Source organism: Paenibacillus sp. AN1007 (genome assembly GCF_040702995.1).
GTDB lineage: Bacteria > Bacillota > Bacilli > Paenibacillales > Paenibacillaceae > Paenibacillus.
Window position 1 is genome coordinate 4,376,531 of the sequence record NZ_CP159992.1, and the last position, 18,841, is coordinate 4,395,371.

At 46.8% G+C, this 18,841-nt stretch carries 15 protein-coding genes; 3 read left to right on the plus strand and 12 right to left on the minus strand.

Annotation, left to right across the window (positions count from 1 at the left end; all coding sequences use genetic code 11):
• Nucleotides 1-18 precede the first annotated feature (18 nt).
• The 6 genes from ABXS70_RS19785 to ABXS70_RS19810 all read right to left on the minus strand — a co-directional run bounded on the left by ABXS70_RS19785 (nt 19) and on the right by ABXS70_RS19810 (nt 4,631).
• Nucleotides 19-687 carry a sugar transferase gene (locus ABXS70_RS19785; RefSeq protein WP_342554637.1) on the minus strand — a complete coding sequence of 223 codons (669 nt, stop codon included), beginning with the start codon at nt 685-687 and terminating at the stop codon, nt 19-21.
• Nucleotides 684-1,595, minus strand: a complete 912-nt coding sequence (gene galU / locus ABXS70_RS19790; RefSeq protein ID WP_342554636.1) for a UTP--glucose-1-phosphate uridylyltransferase GalU — start codon at nt 1,593-1,595, stop codon at nt 684-686. Before galU ends, ABXS70_RS19785 begins: the two co-directional genes overlap by 4 nt.
• A gap of 231 nt (nt 1,596-1,826) precedes the next feature.
• Nucleotides 1,827-2,501: a CpsD/CapB family tyrosine-protein kinase gene (locus tag ABXS70_RS19795; protein WP_342554635.1), complete on the minus strand. Its 675-nt coding sequence runs from the start codon at nt 2,499-2,501 to the stop codon at nt 1,827-1,829.
• The gene (locus ABXS70_RS19800) at nt 2,482-3,234 is read right to left on the minus strand and encodes a Wzz/FepE/Etk N-terminal domain-containing protein (protein ID WP_366290202.1); all 753 of its coding nucleotides are present in this window, start codon (nt 3,232-3,234) and stop codon (nt 2,482-2,484) included. Before ABXS70_RS19800 ends, ABXS70_RS19795 begins: the two co-directional genes overlap by 20 nt.
• 1 nt (nt 3,235) lies before the next feature.
• Nucleotides 3,236-4,042, minus strand: coding sequence for a CpsB/CapC family capsule biosynthesis tyrosine phosphatase (locus tag ABXS70_RS19805; protein WP_342554633.1), 807 nt, complete (start codon nt 4,040-4,042; stop codon nt 3,236-3,238).
• 151 nt (nt 4,043-4,193) lie between these two features.
• Nucleotides 4,194-4,631: a hypothetical protein gene (locus ABXS70_RS19810; RefSeq protein ID WP_342554632.1), complete on the minus strand. Its 438-nt coding sequence runs from the start codon at nt 4,629-4,631 to the stop codon at nt 4,194-4,196.
• A gap of 339 nt (nt 4,632-4,970) precedes the next feature.
• Between ABXS70_RS19810 and ABXS70_RS19815 the strand changes: the two genes are divergently transcribed.
• Nucleotides 4,971-5,339 (plus strand): helix-turn-helix domain-containing protein, encoded by a 369-nt coding sequence (locus ABXS70_RS19815; protein ID WP_123063221.1) that lies wholly within the window; start codon nt 4,971-4,973, stop codon nt 5,337-5,339.
• 107 nt (nt 5,340-5,446) lie between these two features.
• Here ABXS70_RS19815 and ABXS70_RS19820 read toward each other — a convergent pair whose 3' ends face one another.
• The 4 genes from ABXS70_RS19820 to ABXS70_RS19835 all read right to left on the minus strand — a co-directional run bounded on the left by ABXS70_RS19820 (nt 5,447) and on the right by ABXS70_RS19835 (nt 14,176).
• Nucleotides 5,447-5,599 (minus strand): hypothetical protein, encoded by a 153-nt coding sequence (locus ABXS70_RS19820; RefSeq protein ID WP_342554631.1) that lies wholly within the window; start codon nt 5,597-5,599, stop codon nt 5,447-5,449.
• Nucleotides 5,600-5,812: 213 nt separating this feature from the next.
• Complete coding sequence (gene gltB, locus ABXS70_RS19825) at nt 5,813-10,411, minus strand: glutamate synthase large subunit (protein ID WP_342554630.1); 4,599 nt, start codon at nt 10,409-10,411, stop codon at nt 5,813-5,815.
• Nucleotides 10,412-11,094: 683 nt separating this feature from the next.
• A complete protein-coding gene (locus tag ABXS70_RS19830) occupies nt 11,095-13,377 on the minus strand; it encodes a YhgE/Pip domain-containing protein (RefSeq protein ID WP_366290208.1) in 2,283 nt (760 codons plus the stop codon).
• Between the two features lie 202 nt (nt 13,378-13,579).
• Complete coding sequence (locus tag ABXS70_RS19835; protein WP_366290211.1) at nt 13,580-14,176, minus strand: TetR/AcrR family transcriptional regulator; 597 nt, start codon at nt 14,174-14,176, stop codon at nt 13,580-13,582.
• 411 nt (nt 14,177-14,587) lie between these two features.
• Here ABXS70_RS19835 and ABXS70_RS19840 point away from each other — a divergent pair, with 411 nt between their 5' ends.
• Nucleotides 14,588-15,802, plus strand: a complete 1,215-nt coding sequence (locus ABXS70_RS19840; protein WP_366290213.1) for a glycosyltransferase — start codon at nt 14,588-14,590, stop codon at nt 15,800-15,802.
• Between the two features lie 287 nt (nt 15,803-16,089).
• Here the strand turns inward: ABXS70_RS19840 and ABXS70_RS19845 are convergent, their stop codons facing one another.
• On the minus strand, nt 16,090-16,947 hold the full coding sequence (locus tag ABXS70_RS19845) for a cell wall hydrolase (protein WP_342554626.1): 858 nt from the start codon (nt 16,945-16,947) through the stop codon (nt 16,090-16,092).
• Between the two features lie 130 nt (nt 16,948-17,077).
• Nucleotides 17,078-17,680, minus strand: a complete 603-nt coding sequence (gene thpR / locus ABXS70_RS19850; protein ID WP_366290216.1) for an RNA 2',3'-cyclic phosphodiesterase — start codon at nt 17,678-17,680, stop codon at nt 17,078-17,080.
• A gap of 199 nt (nt 17,681-17,879) precedes the next feature.
• Here thpR and ABXS70_RS19855 point away from each other — a divergent pair, with 199 nt between their 5' ends.
• The gene (locus ABXS70_RS19855; protein ID WP_366290219.1) at nt 17,880-18,836 is read left to right on the plus strand and encodes a D-2-hydroxyacid dehydrogenase; all 957 of its coding nucleotides are present in this window, start codon (nt 17,880-17,882) and stop codon (nt 18,834-18,836) included.
• The last annotated feature ends 5 nt before the right edge of the window (nt 18,837-18,841 follow it).

Consider the following 18,841-nt stretch of genomic DNA (forward strand, 5'->3'; position numbering starts at 1 on the left):
ATCCTCCAATTCAGCAGCTTAAAATGTATTGCTTTTAATCATGACACGTACCGTTCGAATGATAACTTTAAGATCCATGACCAAAGACATATTTAAGATATAATGAAAATCATATTGCAAGTTGTGGTGGATTGGCTCTTTACGTGCTTCGCTTACCTGCCACAGGCCGGTAATTCCCGGTTTTACGAGAAAACGTCTGCGTTCCAACTCGGTATAGTGCTGCTCCACGATCGTTTTCAGCTCAGGTCTTGGCCCGATAAAACTCATTTCTCCTTTGAGAATGTTGAGCAGCTGCGGTAATTCATCCAGACTCGTTTTTCGAAGAAATCGACCAACTCTTGTAATCCTCGGGTCCAGACTGCTCGTAGGAGAAACACTGTATTTGGGTGCATCTACATACATCGTTCTGAATTTATAAATACTGAACTTGACTCCATTTTTCCCATAACGGTCTTGGCGAAAAATGATAGAACCCTTCGAATCAACCTTAATCAATATAGATAACAGTATCATCACAGGCGAAACCGCAAGCAGCAGTATCGCGGCTGCTGTAACGTCGATTAGGGGTTTCCAAAAATTGGCGTATCCCCCGAGCCGCTGCGAATAAGTCTGGCCCAGAACAGCTGCACTTCCTTCTAGGGCCGCAGTTTCATGATTTACAACATATTCTGTTCCTGATAAATTCACAGATTATCACCTCCCGCCACTAACAGCCGTTGATTTGCCTGTTCTCTCATTAAAATTTCTTCAATTGAAGTGAGTACGGAGGCTCGAAGATCCGCATTATTCAATGCAAAATCAAGGGTAGTTAGAATATAACCCAGCTTCTCGCCAACATCGTAACGCGTGCCTTCAAAATCATAGGCATACAGACCTTCCTCATTGTTCAACTTCTGCAATGCATCTGTCAGCTGTATTTCCCCACCAGCTCCAATATGCTGCTGCTCCAAATACTTAAATACATCAGGAGTCAGGATATATCGCCCCATAATCGCCAGATTGGACGGAGCCGAACCCAATGGCGGTTTTTCTACCATGCTGTTAACTGAAGACAATCGTCCTTCCGTGCATAGAGGATCAATGATCCCATATCTATAGGTCTCGCTTGGGCTTACCGTCTTCACGCCCAGGACCGATTGTTGAACCGTCTCATACTGCTGAATCAGCTGCCGAGTGCAGGGGACATCCGAAACAACAATGTCATCACCAAGCAGCACGGCAAAAGGTTCGCTGCCTATAAAGTTTCGCGCGCACCAAACGGCATGTCCCAGACCCAACGGTTCCTTTTGTCTTATGTAATGAATGTCCACATTGGAGGATTTTTTGACTTCTTCAAGCAAAGAAAGTTTTCCTTTCTCAAGCAGGTTCTGCTCCAGCTCAAATGCACTGTCAAAATGATCCTCAATTGCACGTTTTCCCTTTCCCGTCACAATAATAATATCTTCAATACCTGAAGCGATGGCTTCTTCAACAATGTATTGAATCGTTGGCTTATCAACGATAGGGAGCATTTCTTTAGGCATCGCCTTTGTGGCAGGCAAAAATCGGGTTCCCAGACCCGCCGCAGGAATAATTGCTTTCCTAACTCTACTCATAAATACCACCCTATCCTCTATTATTTTTATGAAATCAGAACCACATGACATCAAGAGCAAAAATATTGTTTTTATTGGGCATTTAACCCTGCCTCACGTCACACCCTTGACGATTAACGTCTAAGGTACACTACCCACAGTGTGACCGAGTGCCTACCTTGATAAAGGTGTAGTAGACATGACCTTAAAATGGTAGATGAAGGGTCAACGTGATTCACGGTAAATGAGCTTCTATGCCTCCTCACCGTAACGTCTTTTGGATTGTTGGACATTATTCAACGCCGCACCCAAAATACGTGCATTCACATGTTCCAAATAGCCCTTTGCTTTTTTTACAAGATCCTTTTTGACCTTGCCTGCACTGACAACAAGAATGACGCCATCACATAGTGAGCTGATAATTAACGCATCCGTTACAGTCAAAACAGGTGGAGTGTCAAATAGAATGACATCATATTCCTCCTTTAGATCCTCAAGCAGTGCAAGCATTTTTCGTGAGCCGATCATTTCTGAAGGATTGGGTGGAATTGGACCAGAGGTCAGCACGTGTAAACCTTCAACAACCGTTTCCCGCAACACTTCGGTTACCTGATATTGGCTTGATAACACGCTCGTTAATCCGATGTGATTTGGCACGTTAAACATTCGATGCAGCGCTGGTTTGCGCAAATCCGTATCCATGAGCAATACTTTCTTCCCTTCTTGCGCATACGCTACAGCTAAATTTCCAATGGTTGTTGTTTTACCTTCACCCGAGACAGCAGAAGCGATCATTATCGTTCTAATCTGACTATCAATCGAAGAAAATTGAATGTTAGTTCTTAATTTTCGATAAGCCTCTGACGAAACAGACTTTGGGTTAGCGACCGTAACGAGGTTGCCTTTGTCATTGGTTTGCCGTGACATATTGTCCATCTCCTACTTTCTTTTGAGGTGTGGATGATTGTTTGGAAGGACGTGCCTCTTCTTTACGTATTTTGGAGATGACTGCAAGAGCAGGTATTTCAAGTTCCTTCTCCAATTCATCTTCCGTTTTCAAGGTGTCATCCAAGTATTCCAATAAAAGGACAAAGCCGATAGCAAGCATTAATCCAACGAAGAAACTGATCAGGATATTCAGTGCGGGTTTAACATTGATAGGTTTGGAAAGTTCTGTAGGTTTGGCTTCACTAAGAATCGTCACGTTATCGACCTTCATAATGACGGGGATTTGAGATTGAAATACCTTTGCGACTGCATTTACCGTTTTTGCCGCTTTCTCGGATGATATTCCTGAGGCGGTCAGGCTCATCACTTGGGATTCATTCGCGGTAGATACCCGAATGCTCTCACCCAATTGGTTGGCAGTCAGACCAAGATCGGGGTATGTAGTAACGACTTTATCGAGGATAGCGGAAGATTTGATGATCTCCATGTAGGAACTGATTACTTTAATATTTGTTTGAATGGAGGAAATATCCAGGTTAGGCACACCGTTCGCGTTATAGACTTGATTCACAATTAATTTTGAATTTGCTTCATATATAGGTGTTGTAAAGAAGTAGCTTTTCACCCCCGCACCGATGCATGCAACCAGAACAAAAGCAGCGATAATCCAGATCCTTTTGCGCAGAATCCCCATGTACTCCTTCAATCCCATCTCATTTCCTCCATTCAACTTTGCTTTTCATCCGTTGAAACATGGGCAGCCCCTCAAAATAACGATAGCGTCTTCGAATAGGCGGCTTCTGCCCTTCCACCGTTTGGTTACACCACAACAAGGCTGCATTTTCCTTGAGAATCTGAACGACACTGTAATCGAACTTTCGAGCAATTAATCTATAGGCCCCGTTTAATTCAAATGTTCTCAGCCTCACATCATGTGCGTCTGATGAAATGAAATGAAACCCGTTTTCTTTGCAAAAATGAAAACACCACTTCTGAACTTTTCGTCCGAAAAGCCCCGTGAAAGATTGAGCCGTAAGCTGACACAGTCCGCCTTGATTCAAATAATCGGACAACAGCATTGGCTTTTTCAAAATAACAAGGTTGCGCTCAGGATGAGCGATAATTGGGGTAATTCCCGCGATTCGCAGTTCATGCAGTATTTCGGGGAACTGTGAGGGAATATGACCAAAGGGCAGCTCCAGCAGCATGTAGCGGCTGCCTGCAAGTGTGCAGCACTTACCTGCATACAAGTCTTCAATCAGTCTGTCGTGCACTCGGATCTCCTGTCCGGGTCTAACCTGCAAACGAATATTTCGTTTGGCGAGCTCTGCACGAAGCATATGAACAGCCTGATTCACTACCATTGGTTCATTGTGGTACTGTCCGTTCAGGTGATGCGGAGTTGCAATAATGGAGGTTATTCCTGAGGCTGCTGCCTTCTCAGCCATCGCAACGGACTGCTCCATTCGAACAGGGCCATCATCCAGACCGGATAAAATGTGGCAGTGCATTTCAACCATATCCAAACTTCCTCAATGTATGATCCTCCTCGCCTCTTTATTCATTGCGCAAATGCTTTTGGTGTTAAAGAACTAATGCATAACGCTATGAAATATAGTAAAATGGCGTTAAGTACATGCTTGTTCAGAAATTGTTCAGATTTAACCAACACTATATGGTAAAATCGATGTAACGATAAGGTTTTGACTGAGGAGATGGGTCTGCCAACTTCTCATACGCAAAACGGGAAACTGCCTCAAATTCAACTTCAGTGAGCATTCTGTTTAACTGTCCAGTTATATATAGTGTCTGCTCTTTGTGAATATGCAAGTTCGAATGATACAATATTAGCTCTCCAAAGGGCTGCTTCCACTGCAGCTTGGCATGAAGCCTGACGCATACACGGCTGTCTTCGACATCCAAACCTATTAGCATTTCTGATATTACCGGCAGGTTCAGGTCGCTCAGGAAAGTGATCGCTTGTGTGTCCATACCAAGTAACAGGACGGGACGTCTTTTGCGGTCTACCATTTTTCCATGAAACTCCTGAATGTACATATGGACATTTGGTTTGAGATCAGCCCATTCCTGAAGAAATTTTGAATTCATGATTTCATTCCTTTTAGAATGGATTAGTCTGCACGCACTGCCCCTGTTCCTCTCTGAAAGGTATAAAGCCAGGGCAATGTGGAAACACTTTAAATACTTCGAATGATACATTTTGTAACTCCATACGTTCAATTTACGATACAAAACGTATCATGTCAAGCGGTATTTGGACATGGTTCTTTTGATTTACGACAATTTGAGCTGTCCTTAGACAGACCTATTTACAGGAGTATATGAGACGAATGAGGCGTAGTACATTTGCAGGAAAACTTGCCCTGATCAAAGACTTGGCTCAGGATTGTTTCAATATATATGATGGTGTTCAGGGGGAAATAGCTTATGAGCTACGGAAATCGCATTGCTGAATTAAGAGAACAGCGGGGACTTACTCAAGAAGAACTTGCGAACTCCATTCATATCACCAGAGCGGCTCTCTCCCACTACGAGAAAAACCGGCGCAAACCGGATTTCGAGGTGTTAACACGACTTGCCGACATCTTCGATGTGTCCATTGATTATTTGATTGGACGTACGAAGCAGAGTGATATGGTCATGGATGAAGACGTGCGTGAATTCGTGGATGCTCTTGAATTATCGGATAAAGAAGTGTTGGAACGTTTTGATCTGATGATCGATGGTAAACCTCTAACGGAGGAAGAAGCTCGCCGCTTTATCGCTTTTGTGCGCATGGAGCGCAGTATGGATTAATCAGGAGCTTACCCGAAAAGAAAACCCAGTATCCGAGTACATACTGCTCCGGGTTCTGGGCCTTTTTGTGTATCTTGAATTCCCTCCATTCTATGGTGTGTACTGGATCAAGAACGCTTGATGTCGGAGGAAACGAAATGTTTCAAACGCTCCGGGTCGATTCCACATTGCAGCAAAACTTTCATGATGTCGATCTGGGTTGCTTCGACTGGTTCACCTGTCGGCTTAGAATCGCCCATGTTTGGATGCTTCATCTTCATTCCGCTAACCTCTCTTATCTTATACTTTCTCTGCACTCCAAAACTAAGCCTAATTATACTTGAGAACGTTCCTTGATGTTGTCGTCTCATGGCGATAACGTTTTTTGAGCGGGTTCTAATTTTGTCGAAAGCAAAAAGGAGCCTTATGACGCCGGGGTGGCGACCATAAAAGCTCCCTTTGTTTTATATCTTTTTGCAGCGATGAATAAAGACTTAACCTCCGGTACGTGCAAGCTCACGCATATTGGCTTCAAATGCTGCAAGCAGAGCAGCTTCACCTGTCAGACCTGTCGCTTGTACGCGTTCGATCTGTTCCGTCATGCGTTTGAAGTCCTTTGGAATAACACGTACAAAATGATTCAGGGAATCCTGCCAATTATCCAGAATGCGCTGACCTGCAGCACTTCCCGTGAGCGCTGTGTGACGCTGAATCATACCGCGCAGATCTGCGCTCTCGGAAGCATCCTCGATACGCTCCAAAAGAACCATTTCCAGGTTGCAGCGCTGCAGGAATGTGCCGTTTGGATCGTACACGTAAGCAATACCTCCAGACATCCCTGCTGCGAAGTTACGGCCTGTATCGCCCAGTACAACGACACGACCACCCGTCATATATTCGCAGCCATGATCGCCGACACCCTCAACGACCACTTTGGCACCCGAGTTACGTACGGCAAAACGCTCTCCAGCAATTCCGCGAATGTACGCTTCACCACTCGTCGCACCATACAGTGCTGTGTTTCCGATAATAATGTTATTCTCTGCCTCAAATGTTGCTTTTGGCGAAGGCATCACAATCAGTTTGCCTCCAGACAATCCTTTACCCACGTAGTCATTGGAGTCTCCTTCGACCGTGAGCGTCATGCCTTTTGGTACAAAAGCACCAAAGCTTTGTCCGGCAGAGCCGACAAACTTGAATTGAACGGTATCTTCAGGCAAACCGGCAAGGCCGTATTTGCGCGTAATCTCACTACCCAGAATCGTACCGACTGCACGGTTAACGTTGGTAATTGGCAGTACGGCCTCGACCGGTTGACCGGATTCGATTGCCGGCTGTGCGAGTGGTACGAGCTGCTGCATATCCAGCGTCTCCTCCAGCTGGTGGTTCTGGTGCTGCGTACGATAACGTGCAGAACCTTCAGGCATCTCAGGCACGTGCAGCAGTACAGACAGATCCACACCTTTTTTCTTCCAGTGGTCTACCGCTTCGACCGCTTCCAGACAGTCTGTGCGACCAACCATCTCCTGAATAGTACGGAAACCGAGTTCAGCCATAATCTCACGCATATCCTCCGCCACAAAACGCATGAAGTTCACGACATGTTCAGGATCACCCATGTAGTTTTTACGCAGCTCCGGATTTTGTGTTGCTACACCGACTGGACAAGTATCCATCTGACATACACGCATCATGATGCAGCCAAGTGCAACAAGTGGTGCAGTAGAGAAACCATATTCTTCCGCTCCAAGAAGTGCGGCAATCGCAAGATCGCGCCCGTTCAGCATTTTACCGTCTGTTTCAAGGACTACACGATCACGCAAATTGTTCAGCATCAGCGTTTGATGCGTTTCCGCCAGTCCCAGCTCCCATGGCATACCCGCATGACGGATTGAACCTTGTGGAGATGCGCCTGTACCGCCATCATATCCACTAACCAGGATAATGTCTGCACGGCCTTTAGCTACACCGGCTGCAATCGTTCCAACGCCGACTTCCGATACCAGTTTCACGTTAATTTCGGCACGTGGATTGGCATTTTTCAAGTCGTAGATCAACTCGGCCAAGTCCTCGATCGAATAAATATCGTGATGTGGTGGCGGTGAGATCAAACCTACGCCCGGCGTGGAACCGCGAACCTCAGCTACCCAAGGATACACTTTACGTCCCGGCAGCTGTCCGCCTTCACCCGGTTTAGCCCCTTGAGCCATCTTGATCTGAATCTCGTCCGCATTCACCAGGTAGTTGGATGTTACACCAAAACGTCCGGATGCAACCTGCTTGATCGCACTGCGGCGGGAATCCCCATTGCTGTCTTTAATGAAACGAGCCGGGTCTTCTCCGCCTTCACCTGTATTGGATTTACCACCCACACGGTTCATGGCGATCGCCAAGTCTTCGTGGGCTTCTTTACTAATCGAACCGAAGGACATCGCACCGGTTTTGAAACGACGCATGATGTTTTCTACGGATTCTACTTCTTCCAATGGAATGGAAGCTCCTACCGGTTTCAGCTTCAGCATGGAACGAATGGTCAGCAGCTGATCATTCTCACCCTGCACAAGTTTCGAGTACTTTTTGTACAGTTTATAATCTCCGGTACGTACGGCATGCTGCAGCGTGTGGATCGTTTGCGGGTTGAACAGATGCTCTTCGCCATCATTACGCCACTGGTATTCACCGCCGGAATCGAGCACTCGGTCATTGCCGTCTTTATCCGTGAAAGCACGGTTATGATGCGTGAGCGCTTCTGCGGCCACTTCCTCCAAGCCGATGCCTCCGATTCGGGAAGGTGTCCAAGTGAAGTAACGGTCAACGAAATCGGATTTCAGACCCACTGCTTCGAAGATTTGAGCACCGCGATACGACTGAATCGTGGAAATCCCCATTTTGGACAAAATTTTAATAACGCCTTTGGTTGCGGCTTTAATGTAATTCTTAACGGCTTTCTCATGGGAGATACCGCGCAGCAGACCTTGCTGAATCATGTCATCCAGCGTTTCAAACGCCAGATAAGGGTTAACCGCACTAACGCCATAACCCAGAAGCAGTGCGTAGTGGTGAATATCACGCGGCTCTCCCGATTCGAGCAAAATGCTGACTTTGGTTCTTGTGCCCTGACGAATCAGGTGGTGATGCAGCCCTGCAACAGCAAGCAATGCAGGAATTGCGGCATTCTCGGCATCCACACCGCGGTCAGACAGGATCAAAATATTATGTCCCTTGTCGATAACACGGTCTGCTGCTTCAAAAAGCAGGTCCATCGCTTTACGCAGTCCTTCTGCTCCTTCAGCAGCAGTGAAGAAGATCGGGATCGTCATCGAGCGGAAGCCCGGACGACGTACGTGGCGAATTTTTGCAAAGTCTTCATTAGATAATACCGGCGTATCCAGACGAATCTGGCGACAGCTCTCCGGTTCAGGGTTAAGCAGGTTCCGCTCCGGACCGATCGTTGTCGCTGTAGATGTAACAATCTCTTCGCGGATTGCGTCAATCGGCGGATTGGTTACCTGTGCAAACATCTGTTTAAAGTAGTTATACAGGCGCTGCGGACGATCGGACAGAACGGCCAGCGGCGCATCATAACCCATGGAACCTGTTGCTTCCATTCCCGTGGATGCCATGGGCTCCAGCACTTTGCGCAGTTCTTCAAACGTATAGCCGTAAGCCAGCTGAAGCTGGGTTACGTTATCATGTTTAGGGTCTGGCAGCTCCGGCGCTTCAGGCAGCTCGTTCAGATCCATCAAATGCTCTTCCAGCCATTCCTCATAAGGGTTCTCGGCTGCAATGATCGCTTTGACTTCTTCATCCGAGATAATGCGGCCCTCTTGGGTATCTACGAGCAGCATCCGTCCTGGACGAAGACGATCCTTATACAGGATGTCTTCCGGTGCGATATCCAGAACACCGACTTCGGAAGAAAGGATGATTCGGTCATCCTTCGTTACATAATAACGGGCGGGACGCAAACCGTTACGGTCAAGCGTGGCACCAATCTGTAAACCGTCGGTAAATGCCATTGCAGCCGGGCCATCCCATGGCTCCATCATTGTGCTGTGATATTCATAGAAAGCTTTTTTCGCAGGGTCCATGCCTTCATCGGTGCTCCACGGCTCGGGAACCATCATCATCGCCACATGCGGCAGAGAGCGTCCGCTCAGATACAAAAACTCCAGCGTGTTATCGAACATTGCTGTATCCGAACCATCCGGATTAATAACCGGTTTTACTTTGGCAATATCATCGCCGAACAGTTCACTTTCGAACAAGGATTGACGCGCATGCATCCAGTTCACGTTACCACGCATCGTGTTGATCTCACCGTTGTGGATCATGAAGCGGTACGGGTGAGCCCGTTCCCAGCTTGGGAAGGTGTTCGTACTGAATCGGGAGTGCACGAGCGCAATGGCCGATTCAACCAGTTCTTCCTGCAGATCCAGATAGAACTTGCCTACCTGTTCGGTGGTCAGCATGCCTTTGTAAACCACTTTGCGGCACGACAAGCTCGGCAGGTAGAACGATTCCCCCTCCGCCTCATCTGCGGAATAGCGAATCGCGAGTTCGGCGCGTCTGCGAATAACATATAATTTGCGCTCAAATGCAAGCTCATCCTTCACTTCATCCGATCTTCCGATAAATACCTGACGTACATAAGGTTTCGCAGCCAGTGCCGAACGGCCCAGCATCTCATCATACGTAGGTACATCCCGGAAACCCAGGAAGATCTGTCCTTCTTCTTCAATAATGTTCTTCAAGCTCTCTTCATGTGCAGTCCGAACTGCTGGATCATGAGACAGGAACAGCATGCCTACGCCGTAGAAGCCCTGTTCAGGCAGTGCAAAACCGAGACGGTCTGCTTCCTTGGCAAAATAACGATGTGGAATCTGAATCAGGATCCCCGCTCCGTCGCCGGAGTTCGGTTCACTTCCCTGACCTCCGCGGTGCTCCATATTGCTGAGCATGGTCAGTGCCTGACTAACGATATCGTGTGAAGGTACTCCTTTGATGTTGGCAACAAAACCCATTCCGCATGCATCTTTTTCGAATTGTGGATCGTACAGACCTTGTTTTGGAGGTAATCCGATGTGTCTCATGGAACGCAACCTTTCTATAATGAAGTATTTCGGAAAGATCAAGAACATAGCAACAGGCAACAATGAAACGGGAGGAGCCGGCATTTCGCTTGCGATAAGCCTGCCTGCTGAAATGAAGAGGTGACAGCTTCTTAGGATCAGCCATCGGTTATAAATCTGGTACTGCGGCAAAGGCCGCGACATTTGCGAGGGACTGACACCGATCATCCGGTAACAGCATGTATACAACAAGACGCAGTCGCTGGCACGACTACTCCTTGTGGAGCGACGTTTTTTGATATAGTTCTATTATTTTAACACCGACCTAACATCAGCGCAATTTAAACTTTTTAATATCTCTGATAAGAAATGCTTTGCAGTACAGCTTTAGTGTGATGACGTTTAAAAACGTCTCTTTTTCGAATAATTATACACATTTTAAGGCAGAGCACAACTGATTTTAATTGCAGGTAAAAGAAAATCGTTCCATATACAGCATGCGTTTGACCATATTTTCGCAATTTTCATACTCAAGCTTCCAATAAAGCTTTCTATTTTCATACAATCGTATACAAAATAGCCTGCAGCTCATTTTAGAGCCGCAGGCTATTTGCACTATTTGACTACTATATTGCATAATTCCGCTGCATATCTTTTAACTTTTTTTTTGCAAAAGTTGTCCGAAATGTCGTTTTGTTTCTCGATTATACGGTCAAGGGCTGACCGGATTCTGCCACTTCAGCTTCTTTCTTCGGACGTCGGCCATTCCAGAGAAAGTACGCCAGCGTCAGCAGAATGGATACACATGCGTAGATGCTCAGTATTCCTGCCTGATGCCACATGACATCAAAGTTACCGCTGGATACGACGGCTCTGAGGCCCATAATGCTGTGTGTCATCGGCAGCCACTCACTGATCGCCTGAAGCCATGAAGGAATCAGTTCTAGCGGGAATGTACCTGCACTCGCTGCAAGCTGGAAGACCAGAAGCAGGATGATAACATAACGTCCAGGCAGATCAAGCCAGGTCACCAGTGCCTGAACGATCAGCATGAAGGTCAGGCCCGTTATGATGGTAAATAGATAGAACAACCCTGTACTGTGTGTTTCCAGTCCAAGCCCGTACAGCATAAAGCTTGCTACGATAACCGACTGGAATATGCTTACCGAACCAAACACAAGCGTACGGCTGACAAACCGATTCCAGCCTGACGCACCCGGTACGGACGTTTCACGCATTTTCAGAACAATAGTGGAGATCAGCGATCCCACAAACAAACCGATGGACAGGAAGAACGGTGTCATACCTGTTCCGTAGTTGCTTACGTTTTCCGCTTTATTCTCGGAGGAGCTGACCGGTTCTGCGAACATATTTACCACGTCATCCGTTTTCTTCACTTCGGATGTTTTCTTGGCTGCATCTTTCAGCTTGGTCGCCAGTTCACCGGAGCCGTCTTTCAGTTCAGAAAGGCCGTCAGCCAGTTTGCCCGCACCGTCTCCAAGCTGTTTGGAGCCGTCAGCCAGTGATGTAACACCGCCGCTGAGCTTACCAACACCGGTCTGCAGTGCCGTTGTGCCTGTACCCAGCTGTTTCGCGCCTGCGGCCAGCTGTGTGCCGCCCGACGCCGCTTCACCCAGCTTGCTGCTGAACTGCTTCAAGCCGTCGGAGAGTTTCGCTCCGCCTTGGCTGAGTTGTCCAGCACCTGCGAGCAGCTGTTTCTGCCCATCTGCCAATTGAGATGCTCCGGCGAGAAGCTGCTGCTGCCCGTTATGCAGTTCGGATGCCCCTGCAGCCAGCTGTTGATTTCCTTGATGAAGCTGATCCGCGCCCTGCGCCAGCTTCTGTTCGCTCTCATGCAGCTGTGCGCTGCCGTCAGCAACAGCCTGGCTCGCCGCAATCAGCTTCTGTACATCTTCGCTTGCAGCCAGCTCGGGGCTGTTTGCAGCAAGCTGTTTCAGACCAGCAGCCACGCCCTGTGCCCCGTCAGCAACTTTACCGCTGCCATCCACAGCGGACTGCAGTCCACCTGCCAGTGTTCCACTCCCCTGTACTGCGGTCTGCAGTCCGTCAGACAGCTTGGCGCTGCCCTGCTCAGATGACTGCAGTCCAGCCTGCAGCTTGTTGGTGCCGTCTAATGAAGACTGAAGACCTGCCGCGAGTTGGCTGCTGCCGTCTTTCAACTGGTCAGCACCGCTTTGAAGCTGACCCGTGGCTGCCTCATGGAGCTGCTGTAAACCCGATACCAGACTCGTTGTTCCAGTCTCCAGTTTCGAAGCACCGTTGTGCAGTGCATTAACACCATTACTTAATGGAGATAGTCCATCCTGAAGTTTCAACGTACCCGATGCAAGTTTAGCCAGATTATCCTTGAGCTTCACAGCGCCGTCATCGAGCTTGCCTGCTCCGCTTTTCAGATCTCCCGCACCATCGCCCGCTTCAGCCAAACCGTCTGATACCTCAGAGAATTTATCAAGCAGTGTCTCTGCGTAGGATTCTGTAACTTTGGCTGAAACTTTCGCTTTCAAATCCTTGATTGCCGTTTTACCGATCTGTGCCCCGACAAAGTTGTAATTGCCGTTTGGCTCATAGATCAAATCTGCTGGTGCAGGTTTATCATCGAGCAGTGTCGTTGCTTTCGATGAGAAGTTTTCCGGAATCGTAATCTGCATGTAATATTTGTCGTTCTGCATACCTTCCTGTGCCTTGGCAGCACTAACGAAATCCCATTTGAAATCTTCATTTTTCTTCAATTCATCAATAAGGTCCTTACCTACATGAAGAGATTTACCTTCAAGCTCCGCACCTTTATCCAGATTGACAACAGCCACCGGCAGTTTATCCACATTACCGTAAGGGTCCCAGTAAGCTGCCAAATAAATGCCGCTGTACAGGATCGGTATAAATAGAATTGCAATGACAGGGATCAACACCTTCGGGTTTCTCACGGCTGATCCCAAATCCTTGAAAAACACGTTTAATGATTTCATGTTATTTTCTCCCCTTAATCTCTCTGCCGACAGCAGGAATATCCAATATGAAAACAGAATGAAAATCTCTGGAATTTTTACCGAAATACGTGATGACCATTTCTCTCAAACGGTCAGTCCAGAGCAAAAAACAAACTTGTCCTTAGACAAGTTTCATATATAACGCGTTGTGTTCATGACCTTTGACGTCCTGCACGTCCTCTCACAGACCTTCGGCTGATTGGATGGCCGCAATGCCTTCCATTAGGAAAAGACGAAAGTAGTTCTTGATTTCTTCTTTGCTAAGCGGCTCATGGTGCTTGCTCCAGTCTGAGGTTAGTGCGATGTACAGACGAATCATCATAAAAGAAACCACTTGCGGATTGCAATCGCGGATTTCTCCGCTATCTCTTGCTTTCTCCAATTCACGGGCCAGAAAATCCGTAATGACTTTCTCTACTTTTTCAAGACCCTCTTTGGCCTGAAGCGTTCCGAAATCCTTCAATTCCTGAGACAGTTTAACGAGCAGTTCATGATCACGGCGGAATTCCAGCAGCGCGTCCAGCACGCGAAACAAGTTATCAAAGAATGCACTCTCCTGATGAACTTCGCGCTGCGCGATATTTTTCATCTCCTGAATGACTTCCACCAGAATCTGATCAAACAGCTGTTCCTTATTCGTAAAAAAAGTATAAATCGTGCCTTTGCCCACATTGGCGATCTTGGCAACTTGATCCATCGTGGTCGCTTTGTATCCAAACATGGCAAACGACTGGGCGGCTGCATGAATGACCTGCTGTCTCCTGTCGATCGGAGCCATCTTATCTCCTCCTTGCTTCATATCAAATGTGATGAGTGATTCAATCGCTCTTCTTCGAATGACCAGAAATACAAAACGGTCATTTGGTCAAAAACTACAATATCACCTTGAAAATAAGATTGCAAGCCTAACAATAAAAAAATGTATTAATATTTTTTAACCGAAATGCAGTGGAAACTGTCCGCTTCGTCGTCTATAGTGTAAGATGACTTAAACAATCCGCACATAACTGAAGTTTGCTGTCTCAAAACTCGGTGTACCGTGTAAATATTGTTTGGATGAAACATGATTCGGTGTTTTACTGTATATTCATGTAGTAACAAACCTAGCAGGACTATCCTACTTAAAACTTACGAATGCTGTTTTTATTCCATTTTAAATTAACTCAAACTTATGAATAAAGGTGAACTCATGCGAAAACCAAGAGTGCTCTTATTATCAGAAGGATTCGGTACTGGTCACACACAGGCAGCTCATGCCTTGGCACATGGTATCAAAAAAGTTAGTCCCCATGTTCACAGCCGCGTTATTGAACTTGGGAAATTTTTGAATCCGACCGTCGCTCCGCTGATCTTTTCTGCATATCGAAAGACACTATCGGTTCAACCCAAACTTGTCAGCCTGTTGTACCGCACACAGTACAACAAATCGTTAAACGGCTTAACCAAACTGGCGTTGCACCGTATTTTTTACACACAAACGGCGCAGGTCGTATCCCAGTTGAAGCCGGATATCGTGATCTGCACTCATCCGTTTCCCAATGCGGTCATTTCCAGGCTTAAACGTCAAGGCCTGAATATCCCGCTGTATACGTTGATCACGGATTACGATGTACATGGAACGTGGATCAACCCTGAGGTAAACAAATATCTGGTTTCCACGCCTCAAGTCAAAGCTATGCTTGAGATTCGAGGTATCCCCTCTTCACAAATCCAGATTACAGGAATCCCTGTGCATCCTGATTTCTGGGAAGCCGGCGACAAAGTCAAACTGAGAGAAGAGATGGGACTGAAAAACATGCCGACGGCGCTGCTGATGGGCGGCGGCTGGGGACTTTCTTTTGAAGAGGATCATATGAAAGCTCTCGCATCATGGGCAGATCGGGTACAGTTAGTCTTTTGTCTTGGAAGCAACCAGAAAATGATAGACAAAATGAAGGAAATCCCCTGCTTCCAGCACCCAAATATACGTATTTTGGGCTACACCAGGGAAGTCAGCAAACTCATGGATGTCTCTGATGTTCTCATCACTAAACCCGGAGGCATGACATGCACGGAGGCGATGGCTAAAGGTCTTCCGATGCTCTTTATCCCGCCACATCCAGGACAGGAAGAGGAGAACTGTGAGTATTTTGTACAAGCTGGATATGGAGAGATCATTCACTCGGCGGACGTCATAACCGATCGATTCCGGGAACTGTCTGAACACCAGTCTATGCAGGCTGGTCGTCCTCAGCGGCGAGTGCACCAATCCAGCCGTTCTTTGGCTTACGATCCAACCTGCTGTGCTCAAGCCGTTCATGATTTACTGTTCCCTTCAAAGACTGAAGTCACAACAACGTCCCTGGAGCGCTTCTCAGCCGGAATTGCCACCAGACCCTTGTCTGGTACCAGACTACCTTTATAACGCCTCTAGCCCACCTTAGAGTTCGTCTGAGTCTATGATTAACATTACACAATCCATCTAGATGTTAATCTGGACTCCAATAATAAAAAGGTTCCCCTTCATGCAGCGAAGGGGAACCTTTTTGAATTCTGCTCAATTTTATCGAATATTCTGCCAAAAAAATGGGTAAATTACAGATAGATATTTACTCAAAAATGACGAAATAAAACTGCTTCCCAGAATTTTCAGGGCTCATGCGGCACTCACATAGTTAACTACCCTGCCTGTTTGCAGAATTTTAAGGTCTTTTACTTGTAAAAAGTATGATGACCAATCGTTTGTACTTCTTTCTTCGTGCGGGCCACGGTCAGATCGTCAGCAAGTGTCAATGATAAGAAATAATACGTATCATCAGAGACTTCCTTCTGTCCGTTCAGTGCAGCATTGACTGCCTTGATGCTGTCTTCATTCGGTGTTACCCGTTTGAGACGTCCATTCGCCACAGGACTGAACTGGGATTTCTGATAGATGACCTTGTAAATGGTATCGGGAAAATTGGCTGACCGCAGCCGGTTCAAGACAACGTTGGCCACAGCCACTTTGCCTTTGTACGGTTCGCCTTCCGCCTCTGCCATGACAATTTTTTGCAGCAGAAACAGCTCTTTATCGGACACACTGTATGACCAGGTTGCGAGTTTTGCATCTTCCTGATTTAGAAGTTTGGTCCGCGTAAAGTAAAGTTTTTGGGGGGGAGTTGACATCGCAGCCGCTGCTTTGGCATGTTCCAATTTGGCCAGTTTCAGGGCAGCTTCTTTCTTCGCTTTGGCGTCAGCTATAGCTTTTGCTTTTTGCTTGGCCGCAGCTTTCTTTTGCTCCTGCTCTTCCTGAGCATTCAAAAGCCAGTTTTTGGCTGGCAGTGCATTCGTCCACGCAGCGGTCTGCACAGACGAGTCAGCAGATAGACTTGTCCCGTCTTCCGTCATTCGCCTCTGCTCTTGCGGCAATGATGAGTTATTATGAGCCGAAGACGCAAGCTCCGTCATTTGTTTACTTTCACTCGCTTGATACCATTTCCCAGTCGCCTGAACGACATTTACCCCCACTATACATACAAGCAGCACAGATAACATCGGTGCTACCCAACGATTCTTACTTATAATTTCCATTCGAAGATTCCTCCTGTCCAAACAATTCCCTAATCTAAGTAACCCAAAAAAAAGAATTTGAATAACGTTGGCTAATATTACATAGGGATAAACACAATGTCAATGTGAGTTTATGGTATAAAAAAGTTTTTCAGGAAAATGAAAACGTATCCAGCACCTCATACATTGGCGTTTGTCCAAGCCTCGTCACATAAAGTACAAAACCTTCTACAGACCATGAATTACCATGGGAAGCATATTCTGTAATGATCTCGGAAACACCATGTTTGTCCATACCTGGAAGGGATCCAAGATATTTTCGAGCTGCAGTAACATGTGGACGATATGGTCTTAACTCGGCCTCAAAACCTAAGGGTCTGGTGACCTCTACTATACGTTTTTGCAATTGATGCAAGCGCTCCAAATCTCCGCTAACACCTCTCCATAGAACCTTGGTTGCTTCTTCCAGACCAAATGTCCCCCATGCAGCAAACTCCAGGTCAAATGCATGAAATTCGGCAGCAGCAGCGTGCAGCGCAGCACGAAGGTGACCGACATCACTCATCAACGTATCTCCCAGAAATTGCAAAGTTATATGATAATCCCTATGGTCTGTCCATTTGCGAAAATCAAGCTTATTCCGTAATAGCTGCGTCTGCATATGAAGAGACTGTTGAACGGATTCAGGTAGACGCAGAGCAATAAACAGACGTTCACGTCTGGATGCATGTTCTTGAAGTATTCGGGAATTCACCGGCATACACCTCTCTAAAGTTCGCTCTATTATTCCATATTTATGCATATCATTTCAAGATGGGTATATATAGAGTGACACACGATATGGATTTTGCATATCAGACTTCATTCCTGCATTTACCGTGCTTGTGCACATCATGTACTGAATCTGCTACACTTGAAATGACTAATTCATTCGCTCAGGAGGAACAGACACTATGGGTAAAATCGTATGTTTTCCATCTTTATCCGAAGAACAGCAGCAGCAAATACAGCAGGCCGCACCAGGATACACCATTAAAGTAGGTAAAGCCAAGGACCTGGACCCTGCCGAATTAAAAGAAGCCGAAATCATACTGGGCTGGTCTCCCCTTGTTACCGAACATGCCTTGAAACAGGACAGCCCTCTGAAATGGATTCAGGTCTGGTCAGCCGGTGTTGATAATCTCCCGTTTGCGGAGCTGCAGCATAAAAATATTCAAGTTACCAGCGCCAACGGGGTTCACGCCATCCCTATTACAGAGATCATTCTGGGCATGATGTTATCCCACAGCCGTTGGTTGAGACAAGCTATGCTGCATCAGCAGCAGGCTGAATGGAAAAACCCGGGCAGGGCGCTGCCAGAGCTTCATGGCAAAACGGCCGTCATTGTCGGGGTTGGCGAGATCGGGACAGAAACTGCCCGTGTACTAAAGGCCCTTGGGATGCGTACGATCGGGGTACGACGTTCTGGAAAAGACGTACCTCATGTTGACCATATGTACGATATGTCTGGACTATATGAAGCTCTTGGCCAAGGCGACTATGTTATTAATATTTTGCCGCTGACCGATGAAACCCGTCATATTTATAATCAGGATGCATTCGACCATTTCAAGACAGACGCATGTTTTGTGAATGTTGGTCGGGGGCCAAGCGTGAATACAGAAGCATTACTGCATGCCCTCGGCAGCGAAAAAATCGCATTCGCTGCTCTGGACGTATTTGAAGAGGAACCTCTTCCGGCAGACCACCCGCTCTGGAGCATGGACAATGTGTTGGTCACACCCCATATCGCAGGAAGCACAGAACAATATACAGCCCGTGCCCTCGATATTTTCATCCAAAACTTGAAAGCGTACGTGGCTGGTAAAACTCTTCCGCTCAACCTTGTCGATTATAGTCATAAATATTAACACAA